12 protein-coding genes are annotated in these 13,799 nt (G+C 30.5%); all 12 read left to right on the plus strand.

The window, feature by feature from the left end; genetic code table 11:
* Positions 1–4 precede the first annotated feature (4 nt).
* The 12 genes from C661_RS0115775 (at position 5) to C661_RS0115830 (ending at position 13,798) form a co-directional block, all read left to right on the plus strand.
* Complete coding sequence (locus C661_RS0115775; RefSeq protein ID WP_017416312.1) at positions 5–976, plus strand: DUF979 domain-containing protein; 972 nt, start codon at positions 5–7, stop codon at positions 974–976.
* A 270-nt stretch (positions 977–1,246) separates the two neighbouring features.
* Positions 1,247–1,888, plus strand: a complete 642-nt coding sequence (gene pcp, locus C661_RS0115780) for a pyroglutamyl-peptidase I (RefSeq protein ID WP_017416313.1) — start codon at positions 1,247–1,249, stop codon at positions 1,886–1,888.
* Positions 1,889–1,900: 12 nt separating this feature from the next.
* Positions 1,901–2,344 (plus strand): gamma-glutamylcyclotransferase family protein, encoded by a 444-nt coding sequence (locus C661_RS0115785; RefSeq protein WP_017416314.1) that lies wholly within the window; start codon positions 1,901–1,903, stop codon positions 2,342–2,344.
* A 358-nt stretch (positions 2,345–2,702) separates the two neighbouring features.
* The gene (locus tag C661_RS0115790) at positions 2,703–3,389 is read left to right on the plus strand and encodes a Crp/Fnr family transcriptional regulator (protein ID WP_017416315.1); all 687 of its coding nucleotides are present in this window, start codon (positions 2,703–2,705) and stop codon (positions 3,387–3,389) included.
* A 745-nt stretch (positions 3,390–4,134) separates the two neighbouring features.
* Positions 4,135–5,559, plus strand: coding sequence for a sensor histidine kinase (locus C661_RS0115795; protein WP_017416316.1), 1,425 nt, complete (start codon positions 4,135–4,137; stop codon positions 5,557–5,559).
* A 47-nt stretch (positions 5,560–5,606) separates the two neighbouring features.
* Entirely contained in the window at positions 5,607–6,503 is an 897-nt protein-coding gene (locus C661_RS0115800) for a DMT family transporter (protein WP_017416317.1), read from the plus strand.
* A 494-nt stretch (positions 6,504–6,997) separates the two neighbouring features.
* The gene (locus C661_RS0115805) at positions 6,998–8,191 is read left to right on the plus strand and encodes a glycosyltransferase family 4 protein (RefSeq protein WP_017416318.1); all 1,194 of its coding nucleotides are present in this window, start codon (positions 6,998–7,000) and stop codon (positions 8,189–8,191) included.
* 16 nt (positions 8,192–8,207) lie between these two features.
* Complete coding sequence (locus tag C661_RS0115810; RefSeq protein ID WP_017416319.1) at positions 8,208–8,879, plus strand: phosphatase PAP2 family protein; 672 nt, start codon at positions 8,208–8,210, stop codon at positions 8,877–8,879.
* Positions 8,825–9,520 carry a response regulator transcription factor gene (locus tag C661_RS0115815; RefSeq protein ID WP_017416320.1) on the plus strand — a complete coding sequence of 232 codons (696 nt, stop codon included), beginning with the start codon at positions 8,825–8,827 and terminating at the stop codon, positions 9,518–9,520. Before C661_RS0115810 ends, C661_RS0115815 begins: the two co-directional genes overlap by 55 nt.
* A gap of 52 nt (positions 9,521–9,572) precedes the next feature.
* Positions 9,573–11,018: a sensor histidine kinase gene (locus tag C661_RS0115820; protein ID WP_242826008.1), complete on the plus strand. Its 1,446-nt coding sequence runs from the start codon at positions 9,573–9,575 to the stop codon at positions 11,016–11,018.
* Positions 11,019–11,627: 609 nt separating this feature from the next.
* Positions 11,628–12,632, plus strand: a complete 1,005-nt coding sequence (locus C661_RS0115825; RefSeq protein ID WP_017416322.1) for a GNAT family N-acetyltransferase — start codon at positions 11,628–11,630, stop codon at positions 12,630–12,632.
* Between the two features lie 71 nt (positions 12,633–12,703).
* Complete coding sequence (locus C661_RS0115830) at positions 12,704–13,798, plus strand: GNAT family N-acetyltransferase (protein WP_017416323.1); 1,095 nt, start codon at positions 12,704–12,706, stop codon at positions 13,796–13,798.
* The last annotated feature ends 1 nt before the right edge of the window (position 13,799 follow it).

Genomic DNA, 13,799 nt, shown 5'->3' on the forward strand with positions numbered 1-13,799 from the left:
AAACATGAATAGTCCAGTTTTATTAAAAGATATATTAACTGAATATTTATATGTGATAATGGGGCTTGTAACCTTCTTTGCAGCTTATAAAACTATAAAAGATAAAAATCATCCGTCAAGAATACCTACTGCATTATTTTGGTCCATACTGGGTATAATCTTTACCTTCAGTAAGGTTGGAATGTTATGGGGAAATAAGGATATATATATTAAAGATGTGTATGTAGGATATTTAGTCTTAGTAATGGCTGTTTTATCAGCGCTTAAGGTAGTTAAAGTTAATAAGTTCAGCGAGTCTAGTGCAGAGTTCAAAAAGGCGGCGGCTGATAGAGTTGGAAATAAAATATTTGTACCAGCTTTAGCACTTGCAATTTTAGCTTTTGCAATTGCACAAATATGGAATAAACAGCTTGGAACCCTTGTTCCACTTGGAATTGCTACTGTTGTTGCAGCGGTTCTTGGACTTTACTATACAAAAGGAAAAACCAGTGAAATGGCAGAGGATGGACGTAGACTACTTCAAGTGGTTGGACCAGTAAATATACTTCCACAGTTGCTTGCGGCTTTAGGTTCAGTGTTTACAGCAGCAGGAGTTGGTAAGGTTATTTCTTCTGGAATAAGCAGTGTAATTCCAGATGGAAATCTACTTTTAGGGGTTGTGGCATATTGTGTAGGTATGGCAGTATTTACAATGATAATGGGCAATGCTTTTGCAGCCTTCTCAGTAATTACAGCAGGTATAGGAGTACCTTTTGTATTGGCACAAGGAGCAAATCCAGCTATAGCAGGTATCTTAGCTTTAACAGCAGGATATTGTGGAACCTTACTTACACCTATGGCGGCAAATTTCAATATAGTACCAACAGCAATCCTTGAAATGAAGGATAAGAAAAATGGAGTAATTAAATACCAGGCTCCGGTAGCAATTACAATGCTTGTAATTCATATAGTTCTTATGTATGTGTGGGCTTTTTAAAATTATAAAAATCTACTAATATTACCATAGGTACTCTAAAGTTATACAATAGTATCCAGGTAGTGGAGTTAAAGAGTTAATCACGGTTTAAGTACAAAACCATTAGAATAATGATGTAATTAAAAGTCTAGTGGTTTTGTTAATTCAAATAGAAAGAATATAAAGTATACTTTTGAAGAACTATGTTATTCTCCAAAAGTTATTTCAAAAGATAAATAGTTTAAAGGTACAAAATATTTGTCTAAGGCAAATTATTTGGGAGGTAAAGAAATGAAAGTATTAGTAACAGGATTTGAACCATTTGGAGGAGAAAAAATAAATCCATCCTTGGAGGCAGTGAAAATGCTACCAGAGGAAATTTCAGGAGCAGAAATTGTAAAAGCATCCATACCAGTAGTTTTTGGAAAATCAATTAAAAAGCTTGATGAGCTTATAGAAAAAGAAAAGCCACAAGTTGTAATATGCGTTGGACAAGCTGGTGGAAGATTTGAATTATCAATCGAAAGAGTTGCTATAAATATTGATGATGCAAGAATTCCAGATAATGATGGAAATCAGCCTATTGATGAAAAAATCTTTGAAGATGGAGAAAATGCATACTTTGCATCTTTACCAATTAAAGCAATGGTTGAAGAAATGAGAGCAGGAAGTGTTCCATCAGCAGTATCAAATACTGCAGGAACTTATGTGTGCAATAATATTATGTACGGACTTTTATATCTTGCAGATAAGAAGTATAAAGGTATAAGAGGGGGATTTATCCATGTTCCATTTATTCCGGAACAGGTTATAACAAGAGCTAACACACCTTATATGAGTCTTCAGCAGATTTCAAGGGGCTTAGAACTTGCAATTAAAGCTACAGTTGAGAATAAAGAAGATATAAAGGTGTCACACGGGAAAATATGCTAGGAGGTGGAATTTGTGACTAAAAAGATTTTTGTATATGGTAGTCTAATGGAAGATCTTTTCAATCATGAAAAATACCTTAAAGGAAAAGTAATTAGCAGAAAGTATGCACGAAGTAAGGGGGAGCTTTATCACCTTACAAAGTGTGGGTATCCAGCAATGATTGAAGGTACTGATTACATTTACGGAGAACTTATTGAAGTATGTGATTACGATAATACTTTAAAAGAGCTTGATGCCATGGAACATTTTTTCGGCGAAGGAAATCCTGATAATGAGTATAATAGAAAAATTATCAAGGTACAACTTTTAGATAATGGTAAGGAAGAATTGGCAAATGCTTATATATATAATGCTAAGGATAGGCTAGAGTTAAAACAGAACAATCCTTATATCAAAAATGGAGACTGGAGAAGTTTTCTTGAAAAGAAACAACTTCAAAAGAAAGCTTTAGCATGAAACCAATAGGTATAAAATGATAGAAATAAGAAAGTAGTAATTTAGATAAATCTAAATTACTACTTTTTTTTGAGAAAAATAGATTTAAGATTAAAGCAAATTTTAAATGATAAACGTTCTGCCATAAAAACCTTGAGTTTATCTTTATTTTAGAAGTACCCCTACTGGGAAATAATACTTTAATCAAGAAATATTAAATATTTCATAGAAAAAATTCTATAACTTTGATATAATTTTCTAATTAATAGTATACATTAATATTACGTATTTTAAGTAATAAGGAGCTTGTAATAAATTATAGCATAATTATTTATAGAGATTTCCATAGGACTTTCAACAAAGAATTGGGGGGAAGTTTATGTATAATGAGTTATTCGATGAAAAAAGACAGACCATAATGAGAGACTATTTTTTAAAGGAACTTAGCAAAGCTGGCTCTATAAGAAATTACGGAAAGAATGAAATACTTGATATTGATTATAATAATTATTTTGGAATAGTTGTGGATGGAGTAGTACCTGTAAATATTTTAAGTTCTAAAGGAAATCAGAAACTTTTATATATGCTACGACCAGGAGAGATATTGGGAGAGATGAATTATTTCTGTGGAGGCTCTAGTTTTACCATGGGAATTGTAAAGGAAAAAGCAAAGGTTTCTATAATACATAAAGATATTTTGGAAGAGGAATTAAAAAATAATCCTCATATATATAGATATTTTATTCACAGCATTACAAGAAAGTATAGAATAGTAATGCTTCAATTAACAAATAACGTGTTTAATGATTCTATAGGAAGAATAGCAGATGCTCTTTTAAGACTTGCATCTTGCAGTATAGGTGCTGGAGAGCAAGCACAAGTACTCATTGATACACCTCTTACCCATCAAGAATTAGCCAATAACATAGGCTGTTCAAGGATAACAGTGACTAGATGTATAAATAAATTTATTGATGAAGGGGTTATAAGTTATGATGGTAAAAAAATCATTCTTAATGACCCAATAGCTTTAAAACAATATATTGATGTTATAGAGGATGATTAAGTTTAATAATCATCCTTTTTATGTTGGCTAGCAATTTACTTAAACTAAGCAGCTACAAGGCTGGTTAACATCCCCTTAATAAAGATTGCAGACTGAAACTTCCAAAAGACTATTAAATATGAGGAAGTTAAGAAGATTACAATTGAGGAGTTGGGAGAAGCAATGACTGGCAAAATCTCAACTAGTTACTTACTATAGGGAACCAGAGTTAAAACTTAGCTTGTACATTAGTCCTACCCTGGTTCCCTTAAGGGCTTAGGGATATGAATAAGTTAAAATTCCATCATGGAACCCTATATTTAAAGGTAGTGAGAAAGTTAATTAAATTTTTAATTTAAATGAACAGCTTAATAAAAATATACTTATGCAAAAAGTTGCAAAAGTATATTTTTATTTGATTAACTGTGGTTTTTGTGATGTATTAAAAAGTTTTATTAACTATAGATTGTTAAAAATAGGAAGGTAGCTAAATTAGAAACAAAAAGATACGAAATATTGATAGATGAACGTTTCATTTACAGTGAGAATATAATCTCATTGAGATATTGAAAAAATTAAAGACAATGTTTAAGAATAATAAGTTTGTATTAAACCATAAAATGGTTATTGAGGAAAAAAATAAAGTTATGGGAAAAATATATCAAAATTTGTTGAAATTTGATATGGACTTAGGATATTATATTAGTTATAGACCTATATTAAGAAAACTTTAAATTAAAATTAAATTTAGGTTTCGGGGGAAAAAATGTCAAATTTAAAGCTGAAAGAATATAAACTACTTTATAAAATTCTATTAGGAAACATTATCAATTTCATTTTATGTTGCTTTTTTGTCTATGTGGTAATTTCGAAAAGCAAAATAAATCAATATACTATAATAATATTAGTAGTGCTATTTATATTATCTAATGGATATCAACTTATTAGTGCTTTTAAAATACATACAAATCTAGAAAAGTTTAAAGAGGATAAAAAGGTTTTTGATAAAGTAATAGAAGTACTGCCTAATGCAGTTTTTATACATAAGAAATTAAAGTTTATTTATGCAAATAAAGAAGGTGCTAAGTTTTTTAACCTAGAAGATCCTAAAGACCTAATTGGAAGATCAGTTAATGATTTTGTAAAACTCAACACTGAGATAATTGGAGAACAGAGGTTGAACAATGCGCTAAATGAAAATAATTTTCAACCCTTAGTTGAAAATTTAATTACTAAAGCAAGTGGAGAAGTAGTAGAGGTGGAAGCTTTTTCTGCACCTTTAAAAATAAATGGAAAAGTTACTGTATTAAATATTTTAAAAGATATTACAGAACAAAAGGAATTGGAAAAGTTACAGAAAAAAGTGGAAGAAGAGAAAAGAAAGCTAAAAGAAGCCATAGAAATTGACAGATTAAGAAATGAATTCTTTTCTAATTTGTCACATGAGTTAAGAACTCCTTTAACAATTATATTTGGAACCATACAATTGTTAGAAAAAGAACAAAGAGAATTAATAGAAGAAGATCTATCATTGGGTAAAAGGTTAAAAACTTTGAAGCAAAATTGTTATAGACTTTTAAGATTAATTAATAATCTAATTGACATGACTAAAATAGATGCAGGTTATTTCAATATTAGTCTTCAGAATTACAATATTATACCTATTATAGAAGATATCTCTTTATCTGTAGTAGAATTTGCGGAAAATAAAGGGATTACTATTGAGTTTGACACTGAAATCGAAGAGAAGGTAACAGCTTGTGACCCAGATAAAATAGAAAGGGTTATGCTAAATTTACTTTCAAATGCTATAAAGTTTACAAAATCCAATGGAAAAATTAAAATAAATATATATGATGAAAAATCTAATCTAAAAGTTGTAGTAGAAGATGATGGTATTGGTATACCCTGTGATAAATTAAACTCAATATTTGATAGGTTTGTTCAAGTAGACAAATCATTTACGAGAAATCATGAAGGAAGTGGATTAGGTTTGTCTATAGTAAAATCCTTTGTTGAAATGCAAGGAGGAAATATAAAGGCTGAAAGCAAATCTGGAGAAGGTACAAAATTTATAATATCTATTCCTATTACCTTAGTAGAAGAAACCGCTGATGCAATTGAACTGGTAGCAGCAACTGATAATCATGTTGAAAGAGTTAACATAGAGTTTTCAGACATTTATTCATAAAAAGTTTTGTTAGTGAATCTTAGAAGGATAAAAGTGGAGGGTTAATAATGAATGGATTAAATTTGGGCATAATCGCGGCCTTTGGGACTGCATTATGCTGGACAATTACTGCTGTAGCTTTTGAATCGGCTGGGAAAAAAGTTGGTTCTCTAGCAGTAAATTTAATAAGGTTAGTAATAGCATTTTTTCTGCTTTCCTTATTTAATTTATTTACGAGAGGCATGATTTTACCCTTTGATGCTCCAGGTTCTACTTGGATTTGGCTAAGTTTTTCAGGTTTAATAGGTTTCGTGATAGGAGATTTATTTTTATTTCAAGCTTATGTAGAAATAGGCTCTCGTATAGCTATGTTAATCATGTCAACGGTACCACCTATAACAGCTTTAACAGGTTTTATACTAATGAATGAAAAAATTTCTTTATTAGGGCTAGTTGGTATGTTTATAACAATGGTAGGTATTGTAATAGTTATTTTTAGCAAAAATCCTGATGATAATAAAGTAACCTTATCTCATTCTTCTAAAGGGATGCTTTATGCTTTCATCGGTGCTTTAGGGCAAGCATGTGGGTTAGTATTTAGTAAATTTGGAATGGGCGGTTATAATGCCTTTGCAGCAACTCAAATTAGGATAATAGCTGCAATTATCGGATTTTCTCTTGTAATAACTATGTGGAAAAGATGGGGAGAAGTACAGGTGGCTATAAAAAATAAAGAAGCAATTAAACATATTTCCTTAGGATCTTTCTTTGGTCCGTTTATTGGAGTTTCTTTATCACTACTTGCAGTTCAGTATGCGCCGACGGGTATAGTTTCTACCATAACATCTATAACGCCAATATTAGTTATACCAGCAGCAGTATTTATCTTTAAAGAAAAGGTTCCACCAAGAGAAATTGCCGGTGCAGTTATATCCCTAGTGGGGGTATCTCTACTATTTCTTTAAATATAAGAAGAGGCCATATCATAATTACAGTAAAAACCTATAATTCTTGAATGAAATATAAATACATAATCAATTATGTCCACTTTTTAGTGGGCATTTTTATTAAATAAACCTTATGTTAACATTGAGAGGATTAAAACACTTTTTAAACTGTTAGACTTCATAATAATATAATAAGTTTCAGGGAAAAAATCATTGTAAAAGAAAGATTATAGGGGATAATCTATTTCTTCATTGGGTTTTGATAAATCTTAAGAAATTTTTAAGATTTATACTATAATTTTATTAAGGAGTAGCTTTTATAATTATAGTATAGAATTCAATTTGAATGCTTTGTATTGTGAATGAAAACACTTTAAGGAAGTGAAGACAAGTTTCCATGGAGAGAAGTCTTCAAGTTGCATTCTGGTGATGTAGAATTAGATAAATAGATATACATATATAATATAAAAATAGAGAACTTATTTTATGGTTTTATTTAGGGGGTTATATCGGTGAAGATATTATTAACTACTGACACTTATTATCCAATGATTAATGGAGTTGTGATTTCAACAAGCAATTTATATAAAGAACTGAAAGAGAAGGGGCATCAGGTTAGAATTCTTACTTTATCACATACAGGAGAGGAAAGAACAGAAGGGGATATTTATTATTTGAAATCCTTAAAAATTAATGTTTATCCAGACGCCAGAATCAAGGTTCCTTTTTATAATAAACTTATAAAGGAAATTATAGAGTGGCATCCAGATATAGTTCATTCTCAAACTGAATTTTCAACAATGATTGTAGCAAAACATATAGCTAAAAAGTTAGATATTCCTCAAGTGCATACCTATCACACCATGTATGAGGATTATTTAGGATATATTTTAGGTGGTAAGGTTATTAGAAAAGGGGGAGCAGCTAAAGTTACAAAGTTCATATTAGATTCTGTGGATGAAGTTATTGCACCAACAGATAAGACTAAAACTGCTCTTAGGGAATATGGACTTCACTGTCCTATTAATATAATACCAACTGGCATAGACTTAGGTAGATTTCAAAAGAATGTTACGCAGGATGAAAAGGAACAACTTCTTTTAAAGTTAGGATTAAGTGATCAGGATAAAATTATGACTTATGTAGGCAGAATAGCTGAAGAAAAGAATATTGATGAAATTATAGGGCACTTCCCTGAAATTCTAGAAAAAGTACCAAAGGCTAAACTATTAATAGTTGGTGCAGGTCCACATCTTGAAGTGTTAAAAGAGTTGGCAAAGGAAAAAGCCTTAGAAGAGTCTATAATCTTTACTGGCATGGTTGAACCAACAGAAGTTTACAAATACTATAAAATAGCAGATGTATTTGTAACAGCCTCTACTAGTGAAACTCAAGGCTTAACTTATATTGAGGCATTAAGTTGTGGGTGTCCTATAGTTTGCAGATATGATAAGGCTATAGATGGAGTAATACTTCAGGGAACTAATGGATTTTCCTATAAGAATTCCTGGGAGTTTATCTTATATGCTAGTGAAGTTTTAGCTAATGATGAGCTAAAAGAAGAATTAAGTAGAAAAGCAATGAGCAAGGCTAATGAATATTCAAGTAAAACTTTTGCTGGCAGAGTGGAAGATTTATATGTTAAAGCAGTAAGCTATGGAGAAACTTATAATAGCGGAGTAAGAGCTTCAGGGCTAAATTACTAGAGATGGAGAAGTAGTCATGATTAAAAAAATAAAGGATAACTTATTTTCTCTAATGCTTATGCTTTTAATTCCTATAACAAATATATTTTATGGAGTTTTAAACAATTCTAATAGAGGCGTTTACTCTCTTGTAACTGATTTAGATAGAATAATACCTTTTTCACAAGTGTTTATTTTACCTTATATGTTATGGTATCCTTTTATACTTATGACTTTAGTATACTTTTGTTTTTACTACAAAGAAGTTTATTATAAAACTTTGAGCACTTTAATTCTTGGTATGGTTTTATGTTATGGGGTATATTTTTTCTTCCAAACTAGTGTACCAAGACCTGAATTAATAGGTGACGATATACTAACTAAAATTGTAGGTATTGTATACAAATCAGATAATCCTTACAACTGTTTTCCAAGTATACATGTTTTAACTAGCTATGCTATGGTAATAGGTATGAGGAAAAGTGGAAATAGTAATTTAAAAGTAAATAATCTAGTAAGCTTCACAGCTTGGTTAATAATCATATCTACTCTTTTGGTAAAACAACATGTTATTTTAGATGTGGTTTTTGGAGTTGTGTTTGCAGATGGGGCATATAGAATTGTGGATAATTTTAATTTAAAGAGGTGCTTATTATGGATAAAGAAACCATCTTGGTGGTGGATGATGAAAAAGAAATTAGAGACCTAGTTGGAATATATTTAGCTAACGAAAATTATAGAGTCTTAAAGGCTGGCAATGGAATAGAAGCTTTAAAACTTTTAGGAAATGAGGAAGTTGATTTAATAATTCTAGATGTAATGATGCCTGATATGGACGGTATAGAAGCCTGCATGAAAATTAGGGAAGATAAAAACATGCCTATTATTATGCTTTCAGCAAAATCAGAGGATATGGATAAGATAATGGGACTAACCACAGGGGCAGATGATTACGTTACTAAACCTTTTAATCCTTTAGAGCTTTTAGCTAGAGTTAAGTCACAACTTAGAAGATATAAAAGGTTAAACACTACTATTGAGAAAAAAGACGATATAATTGAAATAGAGGATTTAGTTATTAACACTAATACCCATGAGGTTAGAATCGGTGATAAAGAGGCAAAGCTTACCCCAAGAGAGTTTGAAATATTGTATCTTTTGGCTAAAAATAAAAACATGGTTTTCAGTATAGAAAAGATCTATTCTATGGTGTGGAAGGAAGACTTTTTTGAATCAGACAACACGGTGATGGTACACATAAGAAAAATAAGAGAAAAAATCGAAGAAAATCCACGAAAACCTAGATTTATAAAAACTGTATGGGGAGTAGGTTATAAAATTGAAAATTAGATGTCCGAAGTTTATAAAGAAATTATTTTCCCCAATAACGAACTTGTATCATATGTTTTGGAGTAAAGTTAGAAAAAGTATTAGGCTAGAACTAGTTACAATTTTTGGGATTTGCCTTTTGCTGTCCACAATAGTTTCTGGAATTACAAATGATTTCTTTAGGGATAGAAGCAGATATGCAAGAATAGATTATAGTGGAAGCACTGAGAGAATGGCCGATCAAGCAGGGAATATAGTGGATAATATAACCAACTCTCAAATAAGTATAAATGATAAGAAGGCTATTGATGAAATTTTAAATAATCTTTCACAAAATCATAATTTTAAAACTATTATTTCGGATTTAGATGGGAAGGTTTTATATAAATCTGAAAATGCAAACGAAACACAAGTAGATATCTATACAACAATAAAGAGTGCCATGGAAATAACAAAGTATAGGGACCAATATCAGCTCAACGAAGGCAAGGAATATGTAAGCTTTTATCCTATAAATTTTACTGATAGCAAAGGGTATGTCATTGTAAGTGGAGTACCTGAAGGGCAAATAGTTTATGAAACTAATAATGATCCTATGGCTGGGGACGTTGCAGCGTTATTAACCTTCCTTTTATCCTTTTACTTTATAACTAATAAGAAAATGAGATATGTTGAGGAGGTATCACATGGACTTATTGAGATTTCAAAGGGAAATTTAGATCACAGAATCAATATCTGGGGGGAAGATGAGGTTAGCTCTCTGGCTAATAACATAAATTTCATGGCTCAGCAGTTAAAAAAAAGAATTGAAAATGAGAGAAAAGCAGAGCGAACAAAGAGTGAGTTAATAACAAATGTTTCTCATGATCTTAGGACGCCACTAACTTCTATTAAGGGCTACTTAGGACTTATAAAGGAAAACAAATATAAAGGGCAAGAACAACTAACGGATTTTGTAACTATTGCCTACAATAAGACGGAGAAACTAGAGGTACTAATAAGTGATTTGTTTGAGTACACTAAGCTAAGCGGCAGTGGAGTAGGAGTTGACAAACAAAATATAGCTTTAAATGGACTTCTAGATCAGCTTATAGATGAATTAAGTCCTATTAGCGAAGAGAATAACTTAGTAATTACAGAACAGTTTATAAATGAAAAAGTAATTGTTAATATTGATCCGGCTAAAACAGTAAGAGTTTTTGAAAATCTCCTTATGAATGCTATAAGATATAGCTTAAAGCCAGGGCAAATAAAGGTGATTCTTACAAAGGAAAGAGATGTAGCAGTAGTTAGTATACAGAATAAATGTGATAATTTAAGAGAAGAAGATTTAGAAAAAATATTTGATAGGTTTTATAGGGCAGAAAAATCTAGGTCTTCGGATACTGGAGGAAGTGGCTTGGGGCTTGCTATTGCAAAAAGTATTGTGCAACTTCAAGGAGGTTGGATTGAAGCTAAGTATAAGGATGGATATGTAAGTTTCAATGTAAGATTTAGAACTGTTACTAATGAACAATAACTAACGGAAGTCAATTGACTTCCGTTTTTTCTTATAGATATCTTTAGACATTATAGGAAGAATAATTGTTAGCTTCTAGGAGGAAATGAAATAATTATGAAATTGTTAATGTTAAAGGTGTAATGAACACAGTAGCCTATCACTAAAAAAGCTATTTGGAAGTATTTTGGCTATAGGGTTCCATGATAGAAATTTAACTTATTAATCTTCATAACCCCTTAAGGGAACCAGGGGAGGACTCATGTATAAATTAAGTTTTAACTCTGGTTCCTTATAGATTTACTACTTGAAACGTTAAAGCATTTTGCTATCAAAGCATTGAAAAAACTTAATTTTATTTAAAGCTATGACGTGGTATATCTATATAATAAGGGAGTAGCAAATTAGTGAAGTCCTCGCATTGACTTCCTACAAATTTAAAGAATGAAAGTTATAATACATACATTAATGTCATAGATTTTACAAGTACAAATAATAGAGTGTAAATTATATCAAAGAGATTATGTAGTAATAATCTTTATAAGTGTTATTAATATGATAGAATTAAGTTACGAATATTATGAAAGTAAGTTTAATTAAAGTTTTAGGGAAATTCAAGTGAGGGGTAATATGAATATAAAAGTTTTCAACAAAGTAGAAGAGATTCCAAATTATTGGGATGAGGCAGTGGAAAAATCCCCTTTTTTAAAGAAGAAGTATTTAAAGTTATTAGAAACGACCAATCCTTGTGGAGCCCAATACTATTTAGTAGCTAATGAAGATAAAAAACAATACTGCTTTGTCACATATAAGTTAAAACTTAATATGTTTACCTATAGCAAGTTTAAGTTAGACATTCCCATAACTATTATTGGTATTCCGGCTTCAGTGTCGGCGTCAGGATACTGTTGTGAAAAGGAAGAGGTATTTTTAAAGATATTAAAATCTATAAAGGGAATAAAGGTAGTACTTAATAGTAATGATAAATTTAAAGAATTAAAAAGAGGATATACTTTACCTGATTGTATTATGGAACTGCCCTGGAATAGCTTTCAGAGTTACTTAGAAGCCATGAAGCCATCGCATAGGTATCGATATAATAAAGTAAGAAAACATGGGAAATCCCTAGATATAAGGAAGCTAGAAAAATATGAAAGGTTTACAGAGGAGCTTTATAAGCTCTATGAAAATGTATATAATAAGTCAAGTTTTAAGCTTGAAAAGTTACCTATAGAATTTTTTAGAGAGAATGGTGCAGATACCACAGTTTTTTACCTAGAGGGAAAGACCGTGGGGTTTGTTCAAACTTTTAAAGAAGAGGAAACCTTTTACTTTTTATTTGGAGGAATAGATTATAAGGTAAATAAAAATAATGGCTTATATTTTAATATGCTTTACCAGATTATTGCTAGAGCAATAGAAAGTGGGGCAAAAGATATAAAGATGGGACAAACGGCTGAGGATGCTAAATTAAGGCTTGGATGTACACTTGAAGAAAAGTACTTATACATCCATAGTTCTAATAAGTTTTTTAATAAATTAATTCAATATTTAGTTCCATTTCTAAGTTATAAATATAATTTTAAAAAGTACCATGTATTTATAAATAATGAAAAAATAATTCCTGAGATTTAAACTAAGCTTATAAACGTTAATGAAAATAAAAATTATTTTTCATTGAAATAAAATTATGAAAGGGGATTATAATGCAGATTATAAATTGTAACACTAAAGAGCTAAAAAATAAAATTATAAGCTTTAGAAGAAGCTTATATAAAAATAATCCCTACATGAAGAATTCTGAGGAGTTAACTCTAAAGGATATGCTCTTTAAAAATACTACTTTTTCAAAAAAAGCTAGTATCGAGGGAGTGCTAGTTGAAGAACTTGGACAAGTTTTTGCTGCTGCCTTGTTAATCCATGAAAGAAATTACAAGGATTATCTTCAGATTTCTTTTTTTGAGTGCAAGAAAGGAAAAGAAGAGGCTGGAAGGAGTTTGATTGATTATGCTATTGAAATAGCAAGAAAAAGAGGAATACCCAAAATACTTATTGGTATGAATGGTCATGTGAACTACGGGTTAGGTGTTCTTAGCAGCCATTTTGAAACTCCTCAAAGCTTTGGTACTTCCTACAATCCTCCTTTTTACTTAGAAATCTTTGAAGCCTATCCACATAATAAGGTTGTACTTACCTCCTTAATAAAGGATTTAAAGGAATTTCATATGGCTAAGATAGATAAGGTTATAGAAAGAGTTAATAGAAACTACTCCTTTAAAACTATGAATATCAAAGACCTTAAAAGTGAGATTAATATTTATACTAAGCTTAATAATGAAATTTTTAAAGAACATAAATTCTATTATCCAAGAGAAGCTTCTATGGATTTTGAACTTTTTAAAGACTTATCTTATTTAATTAAGGGTGAAAATCTTATCTTTGCCTATAAAGGAAATGAACCTATAGGGTTTTTATTGTGGTATCCTGACTTTCATGAGTTAGTTACACCTTATAAAAGTTTTGGAATTGGAACTGTATTAAAGAATAAATTAAGCCTATTTAACATTGAGAAGATAAAAATTGTAGAGCTTGGAGTTATGTCAAAGTACAGAAATACAGGAGTAGCCTTTGGTCTTTTAAGAAAGTGTTATGACCTTTCTAAGAATAAGTATAAGTATTGTGAGTCAAGTTGGATATTAGATTATAATTTTCCTTCAGTGAATTGTGGGTTGGTATTTGATTTTCAAGAACACAAAAAGTTTAATGTGTACGAAATAGAAGTTAGCAAATGCATTAAGTAGA

This window comes from Clostridium tunisiense TJ (genome assembly GCF_000300195.1).
Lineage (GTDB): Bacteria > Bacillota > Clostridia > Clostridiales > Clostridiaceae > Clostridium_J > Clostridium_J tunisiense.